The sequence below is a fragment of the Neorhizobium phenanthreniclasticum genome (assembly GCF_040066075.1).
In the GTDB taxonomy this organism is placed as follows: Bacteria; Pseudomonadota; Alphaproteobacteria; order Rhizobiales; family Rhizobiaceae; genus Neorhizobium; species Neorhizobium petrolearium.
On record NZ_JBEAAL010000002.1, the window covers coordinates 103,537 to 117,893 of the forward strand.

Genomic DNA, 14,357 nt, shown 5'->3' on the forward strand with positions numbered 1-14,357 from the left:
GAGGATGAGCACGCGCTGGGGCCATTTTGCGCACGGGGCACAACATCGATCTGGCGGACTAGCAAGACGCCGACCGGCGCCTACACCCGCAGTCCTCGAAACGTTGCACCAACATCGTCAAGCTCCTCGAGCCTTAGCAAGGCGGTTGCCAGTTCCTCCCCCACGGCCTTCGAGATGACACCGTCAATATTGGCCAGGAACTTCTGCAGGTAGCCTTCACGGGGGATCGGATTGCGCCGGGTTCCCGGCATGTCGTCGATCGTATGGGTGAGTTCCCGTCCATCCTTCAGACGGATCGAGACGCTGGCACGCGATCTGCTGATATCGGCGGCGGCGACCGGATCCGGGCGGTGGACGACCTTGTCGACAATCGTATTGACCACCGGATCGATGAGGCTCTCAGGCGCATAGGCATGCTTGTCCATGTGGCCTCGAACCAGCGCCTCAGCGACGGTGTGCTGCAGGCTGATGCGGCCATGCCAACTCGTCTTTGGCCGACGTTTCTCCTCGACAGGTTCGCAGACGGTGGCGAAGGAACGGGGCATGATATCACAATAAATGACGTCAACATCCTGCGGTCTCACACTATGGGTCTCGCGAAGTGCGATGGTGGCAGCGATGAACGGGATCATCGTGTAGGCGCAGGGATGGGCCTTCGAGGCAATGTTCAGCACCTCCCATCGCTCGCCGAGCTCGTCGGTCAGGGCCGCGAAACGAAACTCGGTACCGGACTGGACATGGCTCTTGAACCAGCCGAATTTCCCCTCAAATACCGGGTGGGGACCGGAAATGCCCTGCCCCGCCAAGGCAATCGCGCGAATAGCCGCTGATGCCGCCATGCCCACGTGCAGGGTCTTGGTCGATGTCCCGTCCTCAAAAGAGGCAATAGACCCGGCCGACAAGCTGGCAGCCGTGCCGATCGCATGCTTAGTCTGCTCGATCGAAAAGCGCCTGACACGCGCGAGCCCCCACACCGCACCAAAAACGCCGTAGACCGAACTTGGATGGAACCCGACTTCGTGCATCCTGACCGGCGAGATCATACCGAGACGGCAGAGAAGTTCGCTGCCGACCAGCACAGCCTCCAGAAGGTCCTTTCCCGAAAGGCCGAGCCGTTCACATTCGGGCAGCAGGGCCGACAGCACGACACCGGTTGGATGAATATTGGACTGGATGTGAGTGTCGTCGAATTCGAGCACGCCAGACATGATGCCGTTAAGGAAAGCCGCATTGGCAGGCGTGGTCGGCGCGGCATCCATGAGAGAAAAGGCCTGCCCCCCGGCACCGTCGGATTCGGCAACGGCCCGCCGCGCGGCGGAAACGACGTCAAGCCGGCATGACGCGATCATCACACCAATCACATCGAGAATCCTAAGCCGGGTATTCTCCAAAACCGCCTGGGGAACGCTAGCGAGCGAAAAACCTGTCATCCATTCCGCAACAACTGCACTTAAGGTCGGAGCGGAGAGACGTTTGTCGAGCATCGGGCAGATCCTTGTAGCTGATACCGAAAGCGGTACGCACCAACCCGCTGGCGCGTATCGCGGCATCTTCGCAATCCGGTTGCCGGCAGCGGCTATTTCTTGCTGATATCCATGCTCTTCAGCAGTGAGCCGAAATAGGCATATTCGGCCTCGAGTTCCTGCTGGAGTTGCACGCCGGTGCGGAACCGCGGGGAAAAGCCTGCGCGGGTAAGGGCCGCGCGGAATTCCTGGCTCTCATCGGCATCCTTCAAAGCTCCTTCAATCATCGTGACCAGTTCCTGAGGCGTACCGGCGGGCGCCATGACCGCTTGCCAACCGCCTGTGCGTACATCCTTCAGCCCCACCTCCCGGAACGTCGGGACATCGGGGAAATCGGCCAGACGGGTCTCGCTGGGCACGGCGATCGGCACCAGCTTCCCCTCCCGCGTGGGCGGAATCACCATGGCGTCGATGACGAACTGCACGTCACCAGACAAGAGTGCCTGCACGGCCTGCGATGCGCCGCTATAGGGAATATGCCGCGCCTCGACCCCGGCGCTGCGCAGGAAATCGACCCCAATGATATGGCCGGTCGAGCCGACGCCGACGGAGGCATAGTTCAGTATGCCAGGATTGGCTTTCCCATAGGCCACGAGTTCCTCGTAGGTCTTGACGCCGAGCTCCGGCGGCACGCTGAGCATGCGGACCGATTCACTGATATTGGCGATCGCTACAAAATCCTTGAGAGGATCGAAACCGATCTGGGTGAGATGGGGCGCGGTGGTAAAGATGGCACTGCCGGCAAGCAGCAGCGTTGCCCCGTCCGGCTTGGCGCGGGCCGCTTTTTCCGTGCCGATCGTCCCGCTTGCCCCGCCGATGTTCTCGACGACGACCGTCGTTTTGAGGCGCTTGCTGATCTCCTCTGCGATCATGCGGCCGGTGATGTCGCCGCCACCTCCCGGCGCGTAGGGGACAATCATGCGCACCGTCGAAACGGGATATTGCTCTTCAGCAGAGACTCCGACCGCACTTGCCAGCGCGATCGCTGCCGCCACCAGGCCGTTTTTCATCCCCGTTGTCCAAACTACCATCGATTCCTCCTCACATCATGGTGTTATCTTGAACGCACAGTGGCAGCCGCTCTGAACAAATGCAAAATCTCGCCGGGTGCGTTCCGAGCTGCGAAATTCGCGATAAAGAGCGGCAGGCGGACCAAAGCGAACGCCTATGTCGTCGGGCAAAGGCCGGTCATGCCAGTTTCGTCTCGGCAGCCTCGGTCCTGCAGCGTCTGAAGAGCGCCGATCCGTCACGCTTCAAGGAGAACAGCCTTCGGACGGTGCAAATAGCCGTTAAGATTTGGCGCATGGAAATAGCTGGGCAGATCATACTCAATGGCGACTGGACGAAGTGCCCGCCCGTATCTCCATCCGCCGCGGCGGGCGGAGATACGGGCCATCTCAACGCTCTCAACCTCAGTAACATTATTGGGTGAGGCAATGCGGGCGGCCATCTCGCTCATCGCTTCGGGGGCGCCATGCTTTCCTCTTCTTCTGTGCGTTCAGACGGCAGCCTTCCGGCGGAACGGCGAACGATCCGGATCGGGGTCCGGCATCGCGTCCAGAAGCATGCGCGTATAGTCGCTCTTCGGATGATCGAATATCTCCGCGACCGGTCCCTGTTCCACCAGCTTGCCGCGATAGATCACGGCGACGTCGTCGCAGATATAACGGATGACGCCGAGGTCGTGGCTGATGAAGAAATAGGTGAGGTCGAGTTCTTCCTGCAACCGGTGCAGGAGATTGAGAACGTCCGCCTGGACCGAGACGTCGAGCGCCGAGGTGGGTTCGTCGAGGATCAGGAATTCAGGCCCGACGGCAAGCGCCCGGGCGATGCCGATACGCTGCCGCTGGCCGCCAGAAAATTCATGCGGATAACGGAAAAGATGCTCCGGGCGAAGGCCGACCTGCAGCAGCAGCTCCAGCACCCGCTCGGTGCGTTGGCGGGCATTGAGGTTCACCACGTCGCCATGGATGACCAGCGGCTCGGCGACGATATCATGGATCGTCATGCGCGGATCGAGCGAAGCGTAAGGGTCCTGGAAGACGATCTGCAGGCGCGATCTCAGGCGCCGCATCTCGAGCGGCGTCAGCTTGTGGATGTCCACGCCGTCGAACAAGACATTGCCCGCCGACAGCGTTTCGAGCCGCAGGATGCAACGCGTCAGCGTCGTCTTGCCGGACCCGGATTCACCGACCAGACCGAAGCTCGCACCTTTCCTGATCGACAGGCTGACATTGTCCAGCGCGGTAAAACCCTCGCCGCGACCGAAGAAACCCTGGCGCGGGCCGGGAAAGTTTTTTGTGACGTTCTGGATATCGAGGGTCATGCGGCGGTCTCCGGCATAAGCCCGTTCAGGCCCTTCAATTCACCGCGCTTGGTATGGGCGGTTGGCACGGAGTGCAAAAGCGCCTGGGTATAGCTGTGGCTCGGCCGCTTCAATACATCGTCCACCTTTCCTGCTTCGAGAATGCGGCCGCGATACATGACGGCCACGTGGCTGCAGATCTGTGCCACGACGCCGAGATTGTGGGTGATCAGCAGCACTCCGATATTGCGTTCAGCCACAAGATCATGGATCAGCCGCAGGATTTGCGCCTGCACCGAAACGTCGAGCGCGGTCGTCGGTTCATCGGCGATCAGCAGGTCGGGCTTGCCGATCATCGCCATGGCGATCAGTGCGCGCTGGCGCATGCCCCCGGAGAACTGGTGCGGATAGTCATGAATACGCTCGGCGGCCTTCGCAATGCCGACCTTTTCCAGCATCTCGACTGCCACACGTCGGGCCGCCCTCTTGAGATCGCCACGCGAGGCACCGGGATCGAGCCCGAGCACGGACGGGTCCGCATGGCCGGCATGCAGCGCCACGTCCACTAACTGCGTGCCGATCCGGAAGGCTGGGTTAAGGTTGGTCGTCGGATCTTGGAAGATCATGCCGATATGCCGGCCACGCAAGCCCCTCATCTCCCTGTCGGTCGCCTTCAGCACATCCTTGCCCTGGAACTTAATCGAACCGGCGACATAGCGCCCCGGCGGCGACGGAACGAGCCGTGAGACGGATAAGCCCGTCAGTGATTTACCGCTGCCCGTCTCGCCGACCATGCCCCAGATCTCGCCGCGCTCGATCTTCAGGTCGATGCCGTGGAGGATTTGCGTCTCGCCCTCGTAGCTCTTCATGGCGAGGTTGAGGTTCCTGATGTCGAGAAGCGTCATCGTGATCCCTTCCCTATCGTCGAGCCTTGGGGTCGAGCACGTCACGCAGCCCGTCGCCCAGCAGGTTGAAGGCAAGCACTGCCAAGAAAATCGCAACGCCAGGAGCCACCGCCGTCCACCAGTAATCCGGCATATAGCTGCGCGCACCGGAAAGCAGCGTGCCCCATTCCGGAGTCGGCGGCTTCACGCCGATGCCGACGAAGCCGAGCGAGGCGACGGTCAGTATCGCGAAGCCCATGTCGAGCGAGGCCTTGATGACGATCGGCGAGACGATGTTTGGCAAGATGTGCCTGCCGAGGATGCGCGGCCAGTCGGCGCCGAGCGCATGGGCCGCGACGACGAACTGCTCTTCCTTCTTGACGATCACTTCGCCGCGCACGAGACGGGCATAGGCCGGCCACCACGTGATCGAGATGGCGATGATCATGTTCCAGACGCCCGTGCCGAGCGCTGCCGCCACGGCCATGGCAAGGATCAGGCTTGGGATGGTGAGCAGAAGATCGGTGATGCGCATCAGGATTTCGTCGATCCAGCCGCCGAAATACCCGGCAATGGCGCCGACGATCGTGCCGACGACGATAGCGATGAAGACAACGGCAAGACCGGAAAACAGCGAGACCTGTGAACCGACCAGCACCAACGAAAACATGTCTTGGCCGAGCGCATTGGTGCCGAACCAAGCCGTAGCCGACGGCGGCTGGAATTTCGCACCGGTATTCGTGCCGCCGACGACATGCTCGGGATGCGGCACGATCCACGGTGCGAGGATGGCGATGACGATCAGTGCGATGACGATCGCAAGGCCGATGATCGACAGCCAACTCTGGCGAAACCGATAGAAGGCGCGGCTCCAGTTTTCGAGACGCGCGGACTGGCTGCGCTCGGGTATGGCAATGGGGGTCATTTGCTCAGTCCTGCTCATACGTAGCGTACCTTCGGGTTGAAGACGCCGTAAAGAAGGTCCACGACGAGCATGGTAACAAGATAGATGATCGCGATGATGAGCGTCACGCCGATCACCGGCATGAAATCCTGGGTCAGGATCGCCTGGGTGGCGTAGAGGCCCAGCCCCGGCCAGTCGAAGACCGTCTCCACCAGAACCGTGCCCCCGAGTAGCCAGGAGACGTAGAGGCCGATCACCGTCAGCGTCGAGGTCATGGCGTTCTTGAGCACGTATTTGAAGAGGATCAGCCGGTTGGAAAGACCGAGCGCCCGCTCGGTCATGACATAGTCCTGCTGCAGCACTTCGATCGTCGAGGCGCGCATCATCCGCATGATGGTGGCAAGCGGCGAAAGCGCCATGGCGATCGCCGGCAGTGCCAGATGTGAGAGCGCGATCTGGAACGCGTACCAGTCGCCCGCGATCACAGCATCGATCGTATAGAGGCCCGTCACGTAGTCCGGCGGGCTTTCGATCAGTGGGTAGCGGCCGGACAGCGGCAGGATGTCCAGCCAGGCGGCAAAGGCCATCTGCAGGAGGAGGCCGAGGAAGAAACGCGGCATGGCGATGCCGCCGAGCGCCACCGTGCGGGTCGCATAATCAAGCGCCCCATTCTTGTAGACGGCCGTCAACAGACCGAGCGGAATGCCGATGACGACCGCAATGAACAGGGAGGCGAAGACGAGCTCTATGGTCGCCGGCAGATATTCCACGATGTCCGCGAAGACTGGACGACGCGTGAAGACCGACATGCCCCAATCGCCGGAAACGAGACCGGTCAGATAATCCCAGTATTGCACTGGCAAAGGCTGATCCAGGCCGAATTCGCGCTTCATCTGCGCGATCAGCTCGGGCGTCGCATTCGGACCCGCGGCAAGGCCCACCGGGTCGCCGGGCAGGATGCGTGCCACGATGAACAGAAGCAGGGTCAGGCCGAGCAGGACCGGTAAGAGCAGGACAAGCCTGCGCAAGATATAAAGCAGCATTCGCAAACTCCGGAGCGGCGGGCTTCCGTACCGAAAACCCGCCGGCGGCAAGGGTTCAAGCGATCGACAGCGGCCAGATTTCCATCGTGTTGGCGGCAACCGGGCTGAAAACATAGTCCTTTACGTTGTCGCGCATCGCAAACTTGCGCAGTTCGAGAATGCCGATGATATCGGGCGCATCCTCGACGATTACCGCCTGGAACTTCTTGTAGAGTTCGGCACGCTTGGCGGTATCGACTTCGGCGCGGGCATCCTCGATCAGCTTGTCGACCTCCGGGTTCTTGTAGACCGGATTCTGCCACTGCCCATTGCGCGAAGAATGGTAGGCGGCGAACGCGGTATTGTCCGGGTCGGCATAGTTGGGCGACTGGAAGATCGAGTAGAAGTCGACCATCGTCTCCGGCGAACGGGCCATCGCCACGGTGTCCGGCCAGGTCATGGCACGGATGTCGAGTTTGATGTTGAGTGCCTTCAGCGATTCCAGCATGATCAGACACCAGCGGCGCTGGTTCTCGTAGCCGGCGGCGTGGTGTATGGAGAGCGTGATGCCGCCGTCCTTGTATTGCGACCTGGCGAGATATTCCTTCGCCTTCGCCATGTCCTGGTCATAGCCCTTCTGGTCCGGATCAAAGCCGAAGATGCCGATGGGCAGCGGGCTCTTCATCAATTGGGCCGGGCCTGCGGCATCCAGCATGCCCTGGTAGTTGAACGCGTAAGACACTGCCTTGCGCAGGTTCTTGTCCATCAGCGGGCCCTTGGCCGTGTTCATCTTGATGGTAAACGTGCGGTAGTCAGGTTCCATGATACGGACGACATGCGGCATGTCTTTGATGGCGTCCATGTCCTCGGCGAACATGTCGAGCGCGAAATGCACTTCGCCGCGCTGGAGCATCAGCCGGGCGGTCGAGGCCTCGCGGACGATCTTCCAGATCGCGCCGTCGAGATTGCCACCCTTATGCCAGTCGTTCTCGACGCGGCTCAGTTCATAAAGGTCGCCCGGCTTGACGCGTCCCATCTTGAAGGCACCCGAACCGGCCATGTTGGCGAGCAGGAAGGCTTGCCCGTCGTCAGTCCCCTTGTTGGCTTCGACGAGCTTGGAGTTGACGACGAACATCCAAGGCAGGACGGAGAGAAGCGGCGCGAAGGGCTTCTTCAGCGTCATCGTCACCGTTGTCTCGCCGGTCACCCGGATGCTGTTTTCGTCGAGGATCCCCGACACCATCCAGGCCGGCCCCTTCGCAAGGCGCAGCAGGCGAGCAAAGGAATATTCGACATCCTTGGCGGTCACCGGCGTGCCATCATGGAATTTGGCATTTCCGTCGAGCTCGAATGTGTAGACGAGGCCGTCATCGGACTGGTTCCAGCTCTTGGCAAGGCCCGGCGCCGGAACCGGTGGATTGTTCACCACGCGCACCAGCGGATCGTAGGTATTGCGGAACAGCCATTGCGGCGCGTAGCCGGTGGCCACATGCGGATCGAAGTTCGGAATGTCGACAGTGCTGGCGAGAACCAGGATCTTCCTGCCGGCCGAATTGGCGAGGCGGGGCATTGTCGCGGCGGCGGTCATGCCTGCAGCGCCGATCAGAAATTGACGTTTATTCAGATTGAGCATGTTCCATTCCCCTTTTTTTGTCTGCATTGCTTGTGTGGTCGTCCCTGAGAGGACACGACGTGAGCCAGTGACTACCGGCTCGCCGCTGGCGAAAGGCGGGCGGATGCCGCCAGCTCCTTTTTGCGCTTGCTGAGGCCATAGATAGCTTCGGCGGCCTCGGCGCTGACGTAGTCTTCCTCGACGTCCTCCTCGATCAGTTCTACCGACCGGTTTGCCGGATCGCCAAAGCCGGCGCCGCCGCCGAGCTGCAGCTCCACCACGCGATCGGTGCGGTCCACGACCAAGAGCCCGCCAGTACCGACATCTTCCAGCACATTGCCTTCCTCGTCGCGGACATAACCGTGCGACAGGAGGCCATTCTGACCGCCGAATAGGCCGGCGATCGGCGCGTTGACGCCTTCCGGCGAGACGAAGACGGTGACGGAGGTGCCGTCGTCATAACGCTTGGCGAGCCGGATGCGCGCGCCAAGCCCGCCGCGAAACTCGCCGGCGCCGGCGGAATCCTGAACGAAGCCCTTTTCGAGGATGACGACCGGCGAGCGGCTTTCCAGCATTTCGATCGAGGAGGTCGCCGCGGAGGTTGGCCACAGAACGGACGACTTCCCGTCCTTGGCGGAGCTGCCGCCCTGTCCGCCGCCAGAGAGCAGGTGGTCGTAGAAGATCTTGCCATCCGGGGTCTTGCCGTAGACGGTCAAAAGGCTTGGCAGGCCGGTATGGGCGATGACCTTTTGCGGAGCGGCCTTGGAAAGCGCCCGAAAGATGTTCGGCGAAGTGTACCAGCCGGTGCGGGTGCGCAGGCTAACCGGGGCCGGCTTATTGCAGTTCATCACAGAACCCTTCGGCGCCTTGACAGTCAGCGGTCGGTAGCAGCCCGCATTGCCGCGCACCGAAGGCGTCAGCATGCATTTCAGCGGATAGGTCGAATGCGCCGTCGTGTAGCTCAGCGTGCAGTTGATGCCGCCAAGCGGCACCTCCGGCGGAGCGCCTTCGAAATCGAGCTCGATCTCGTCGTCCTTGATCACCACCTTGACCGGCACAGTCATGTGCGTGCCAAGTGGATTATAGGAGATGGTCGAGGTGTGGACGCCGTTCGGAATGGCGCGGATCGCATCGCGCATCGCTTTTTCCGAGCGGGACTGGACGACCTCGGCGAGCGCCTGGAGATCGGACAAGCCGTATTCGTCCATGAACGCCACCATGCGGCGGGCGCCGGTGTCGTTGGCGGCGACCAGCGAGCGGACGTCGCCCAGCACCTGATGGGAATCGCGAATGTTCTCCGCCATCAAGCGGAAGAGGTCTTCGTTCTCGACACCCGCCTTGATGAGCTTCATCGGCGGGATCTGCAGGCCTTCTTCGTAGATTTCGGTCGCCTTCATGCCGTTGCGGGTGCCGCCGATATCGCCGACATGACCGACCGTGCCCATGACGGCGACGGCCTTTCCGTTCTTGAAGACCGGGGTCATGACTGCGATGTCGAACAGATGGCCCGCGCAGAGCCAAGGGTCATTGCAGACCAGAACGTCGCCCGGCTCCAGCGTATCAATCGGGTAGCGCTCCAGCGCCGCCTTGACCACCATCGGCAGGGTGAGGTTGAAGACCGGCATGACGCGGGCCGAATGGGCCAGCGTTTCGCCGGAGGCATCCAGGATCGAGCAGCCGAAGTCCTGGGATTCTGAGATGATCAACGAATACGCGGTGCGGCAGACCGTGTGCCACATTTCTTCCGCCACGGTGACGAGGCGGCTCCACATGATTTCGAGCGCGATCGGATCGGACTCAATCCTCTCGATTGCTTCCGCCTTGGTCATCTGCGAGGTAACCAGTTCGATGCCCTTGCCGACTGTGGCGATCTTGATGCGCAGATTGCCGGCGGCATCGACGGTCAGCACGTCGCCGGGCGGCACGATTGTGGTCGATTCACGCTCCTCGATGATCGCCGGGCCTTCGACCGTCATGCCCGGCGTCAGCTTATAGCGGTCGTAGATGGCGGCATCGATGAAACCTTCACCGAAATAGCACTTGCGGCTTCCCTTGAGCGCGACGTCGCCCGAGGCAGCGATATCCGCCTGCTTGATGGAAAGCTGCGGGATCGCGCCGCTGGCGCGAAGGCGGAAGGAGAGGATTTCGAGTTCGGCTTCCACCGGAACGCGGGTATAGCGGGCGGCATAAACCTCTTCGAAGGACTTGCGGATGGTCGCATAGGCATTTGCATCAAGTTCGCCGGCCGGGATCGGCACGTTGATCTCGTGCAGCTGGCCGATCAGGCGCATGTCGGCGGTGCGTTCGAAGACGACGTCCTCGGGCTTGGCGCCGGCAGCAATGAGTTTGGCCTTGCCTTCTTCGGCAAGCTCACCGAACTCGGCATTCAGGGATGCCGTGTCGAGGTCGGCCGAAAGGCCCATCGGCCGTGAACGGACGAGATCGAAGGACAGCGGCGCCGTCAGGAAGCCGAAGGCCGAAGCGGCACCGCTGGCCTGCGGAATGATGACTTCGCCGACACCGAGAATGCGGGCGACACGGGCGGCAAACGCCGGGCCGGCGCCGCCGAAACCGATCATCGAATAACCGCGCGGATCCTTGCCCTTTTCGACCAGATGGATGCGGGTGGCGCTTGCCATGTTCTCGCCGACCACCTGATGGATGCCCCAGGCGGCTTCGACGGTGGAAATGTTGAGCGGTTCGGCAATCGTCTTCAGCGCCTTTTCGGCGGCATCGAGATCGAGCGTCATGCGGCCGCCGAGAAAGAAGGCCGGATCGTAATAACCGAGCGCGACGCTGGCATCGGTGACCGTCGGCTTGGTGCCGCCGGCGCCGTAGCAGGCCGGACCCGGAGACGCGCCGGCCGAATGCGGACCAACCTGCAGCAGACCGACTTCGTCGATCGCGGCGATCGAACCGCCACCGGCGCCGATCTCGATCATGTCGACGACCGGCGCCTTGATCGGCAGGCCGGAGCCGTTGCGGAAGCGGCGCACACGGCCGGCTTCGAGATAGGAAGCGATATGCGCCATGCCGTTTTCAATCATGCAGGCCTTGGCCGTCGTGCCGCCCATGTCGAAGGCGATGACGTTTTCCTGGCCGGCCGCCTTGCCGAACCATGCGGTCGCCAGCGCGCCGCCGGCGGGGCCGGATTCGAGCAGGCGGATCGGGAATTCGCGGGCTTCATCGACGGAGACGAGACCACCGGCCGAATGCATCAGACGGAACGCGCCGGTAAAGCCGCGGGCCTTCAGTTCTTGCTCGAAACGCTTCAGGTAACGGTCCATCAGCGGCTGCACATAGGCATTGGCGCAGGTGGTGACGAAGCGCGGATATTCGGAGATTTCGGCAACGACTTCCGAAGAGATGGATACCGACATGTCCGGATAGTGGTGCTTGATGATTTCGCGGACCCGCTTTTCGTGAGCCGGATTGCGGTAGGAATGCATGAGGCAGACCGCGATCGCTTCGACGCGGTCGGCGACCAGTTTCTTCACGGCGCGGAGGACCGAAACCTCGTCCAGCGGCTTGATGACGCCACCATCGGCGCCGATGCGCTCGGAGATCTCGATGCGGCGCGAACGGCTGACCAGCGGCTCGGCGAATTCGATGAAAAGGTCGTAGATGTCGTAGCGCTGCTCGGTACCGATCTCGAGAACGTCGCGAAAACCTTCCGTAGTGATCAGGCCGACCGGGGCGCCCTTGCGCTCGATCACCGCATTCGTCACCAGCGTCGTGCCGTGAACGATCTCGGAGAGGTCTGCAACCGAAATTCCGGCTGCGTCGACCAGTTCTCCGAGACCGCCCAATGCGCCCTGGGAGGGATCTTTTGGCGTCGTCAGGCACTTGTGCAGGCGGATGGAAGCCGCCTTTTCGTCGAACAGGATGAAGTCGGTGAAAGTGCCACCGATATCGACGCCGGCACGGAAGTTCCTGGAAGTCTCTTGCATTCGTATGTTCCCCATAACGGATGGCCGAAGACGCGCAACGGCCCGATCAACGCCGTCATCTTCTCGCGGCGCGCATGGCTCATTCATCTCGGGTTCTGGGTGCCCGGCATGCGGATGGGTAAACCTTCCCCCTGCAGAGGGGATGGATCTAATGCCTGCCTGTTCCGCCGTTTTTTTAAGCATGAATTGTTTTGACATCTTTATAGGCGGCAAGATCAAAGGAGTCTAGCGCTAGTTTCATATTTGACAATAAGTTCCAATAATGGAACTATGGCAGGGTGATTTACGCGCATAGGACGAAACATGAGCTCTCTCGAAGATGCGATCTCCATTCTCGGTTGCTTCTCGCTGGCCGAGCCTTCTCTGTCGCAGGCGGAACTGGCGCGCCGCACCGACTGCCCCAAGGCTACGGCATCCCGCGTGATGAAGGTTCTGCGCGAAAACGGAATTCTTGATTTCGATCCCGTGACGCGCCTCTACACGCCCGGTGTCCGCCTCTTCGAGCTTGGGCAGATCTGTCGCTCGAACCATAATTTCCTGGATCTAGTGAATACCGAGCTGCAGGAGGTCTGCGCCATCGGCGGGCATACGGCCTATGTGACCGTATTTGACGGATATCAGCTCGTCGTGCTGCGCATGGTGCGCGGCTCAAGCCCGCTGGCGATCACCTCGACGCCCGGATACCGTGCTTGGCCACATGCGACCTCAAACGGACGCGCCATGCTGGCACTGCTGAACGAGGAGGAATGGAAGCTTCGCGTTCCAGACAGGTTGCCCTTCGTGACGACGCAAGCGCCGCAGAACCATGCAGAATTGCTGGACCGGATCCGGATCATTCATGAAACCGGACGCTCACATTCCACCAACGATTCCTACGATGGCGTCTCTTCTGAAGGTATGGCTTTCCGCGATCCAGGCACCGGAGAGGTTATCGGAGTGGCAATTTCCTATCCTACAGTGATGGGAACACCTGAACTGCAGGATAAGATAACTCGCCTCTTGGCTAACATGAAGACCAATCTGCTTCGCCATAAGTAGGCCGCCGCGTCATGCTGGCAGGTTCGCGACGACGTGGCGGCCGGCAAGGTTGCGACAGGTGCTGAAATCGGTTCCTGCCGCGACCTTCGACGCGCACGCCGTCTGGCCGAAATTCGCTGTCATGCTGCCGAAGGCTCGGTTCGCGATTGACACGCTGGCGAGGAAATTGCCGCGCCTCATGGAACAAACGGGGGTTCGACGACCGCTTCCGGCTCGCTCAACAGGTCAAGCATGGCCCGCACTGCCCGGGTGACATGCCGTTCCGCATGATAAAGCGCCGAGAACTGGCGGAGCGGCATCGGGAAATCGGCGATGTGCAGCCGACCGGAAAGCGAATGTACCGCCGCCGCGCGGCTGGAAAGCACCGTGGCGGCAAGCCCGGTTTCGACGGCGGCCATCGCGGCCTCGTTCGACGGCATTTCCATGACCACTGAAAGCGACAGCGGCTCGATGCCGAGATTGGCAAGCTGTGCCTCGAAGGCCGCACGCGTGCCGGACCCCTGCTCGCGCATGATCCAGTTGGTTTCCAGAAGATCGACCGAATGGATCCTCCGCCCATCAGCCCAGGGGTGGCGACTGCCGACCACCAGAACAAGCCGATCTTCAGCAACCTTGCGGCGCTTGAGGCCGGCCAGAAAAACCTGCCCCTCCACAACCGCCAGCTCCGCAGCGCCAGTCAGCACCGCATCCGCCGCACTCTGGGTATTGCCGACAGTGAGCCGCACGTCGACCCTCGGAAACCGCTCGTGATAGCTCACGAGCCGCGCCGGAAGCCAATAGCTCGCGACAGTCTGACTCGCATGGATGCGCAGGGTTCCGGAGGCCGAGCCGCCAAGATCGGCAAGCATAAGCTCGGCGGATCGCGCTCGTTCAAGCACATCGCGCGCCTCCGGCACAAAGAGCCTGCCGGCCTCTGTAAGTTCGATCCGCCGTCCGACACGGTTGAACAGGATCACTGCGTGCCGCGCCTCAAGGGCGGATATTGCCGCGCTTACCGCTGATTGAGTGAGGTTCAATGCCTCGGCCGCCCGCGTAACATGTTCGCGAGCCGCCACTTCCAGAAAGATCCTGAGCTGTTCAAGCGTCATCGACATCAATCGCTAAAATCGAACAATTTCA

Annotated in this window: 10 protein-coding genes; 1 reads left to right on the forward strand and 9 read right to left on the reverse strand. The window is 61.4% G+C overall.

From position 1 onward, the window contains the following. Positions 1-80: 80 nt before the first annotated feature. The 8 genes from ABK249_RS04655 to ABK249_RS04690 form a co-directional block, all read right to left on the reverse strand. The gene (locus ABK249_RS04655) at positions 81-1,484 is read right to left on the reverse strand and encodes an MmgE/PrpD family protein (RefSeq protein ID WP_348862342.1); all 1,404 of its coding nucleotides are present in this window, start codon (positions 1,482-1,484) and stop codon (positions 81-83) included. Positions 1,485-1,576: 92 nt separating this feature from the next. Further along, entirely contained in the window at positions 1,577-2,554 is a 978-nt protein-coding gene (locus tag ABK249_RS04660; RefSeq protein WP_227703636.1) for a Bug family tripartite tricarboxylate transporter substrate binding protein, read from the reverse strand. A gap of 467 nt (positions 2,555-3,021) precedes the next feature. Next, complete coding sequence (locus tag ABK249_RS04665; RefSeq protein ID WP_227703637.1) at positions 3,022-3,849, reverse strand: ABC transporter ATP-binding protein; 828 nt, start codon at positions 3,847-3,849, stop codon at positions 3,022-3,024. Beyond that, positions 3,846-4,733 carry an ABC transporter ATP-binding protein gene (locus ABK249_RS04670; protein ID WP_227703638.1) on the reverse strand — a complete coding sequence of 296 codons (888 nt, stop codon included), beginning with the start codon at positions 4,731-4,733 and terminating at the stop codon, positions 3,846-3,848. The genes ABK249_RS04665 and ABK249_RS04670 overlap by 4 nt, the downstream gene beginning before the upstream one ends. A gap of 13 nt (positions 4,734-4,746) precedes the next feature. After that, positions 4,747-5,637 carry an ABC transporter permease gene (locus ABK249_RS04675; protein ID WP_227703639.1) on the reverse strand — a complete coding sequence of 297 codons (891 nt, stop codon included), beginning with the start codon at positions 5,635-5,637 and terminating at the stop codon, positions 4,747-4,749. A gap of 14 nt (positions 5,638-5,651) precedes the next feature. Continuing rightward, positions 5,652-6,659, reverse strand: a complete 1,008-nt coding sequence (locus ABK249_RS04680; protein ID WP_227703640.1) for an ABC transporter permease — start codon at positions 6,657-6,659, stop codon at positions 5,652-5,654. 55 nt (positions 6,660-6,714) lie between these two features. Continuing rightward, entirely contained in the window at positions 6,715-8,271 is a 1,557-nt protein-coding gene (locus tag ABK249_RS04685) for an ABC transporter substrate-binding protein (RefSeq protein WP_227703641.1), read from the reverse strand. A gap of 71 nt (positions 8,272-8,342) precedes the next feature. Continuing rightward, positions 8,343-12,200, reverse strand: coding sequence for a hydantoinase B/oxoprolinase family protein (locus ABK249_RS04690; RefSeq protein ID WP_227703642.1), 3,858 nt, complete (start codon positions 12,198-12,200; stop codon positions 8,343-8,345). A gap of 303 nt (positions 12,201-12,503) precedes the next feature. Here ABK249_RS04690 and ABK249_RS04695 point away from each other — a divergent pair, with 303 nt between their 5' ends. Next, on the forward strand, positions 12,504-13,238 hold the full coding sequence (locus tag ABK249_RS04695; RefSeq protein ID WP_227703643.1) for an IclR family transcriptional regulator: 735 nt from the start codon (positions 12,504-12,506) through the stop codon (positions 13,236-13,238). A 176-nt stretch (positions 13,239-13,414) separates the two neighbouring features. Here the strand turns inward: ABK249_RS04695 and ABK249_RS04705 are convergent, their stop codons facing one another. Beyond that, positions 13,415-14,326 (reverse strand): LysR family transcriptional regulator, encoded by a 912-nt coding sequence (locus tag ABK249_RS04705; RefSeq protein WP_227703644.1) that lies wholly within the window; start codon positions 14,324-14,326, stop codon positions 13,415-13,417. Positions 14,327-14,357 lie beyond the last annotated feature (31 nt).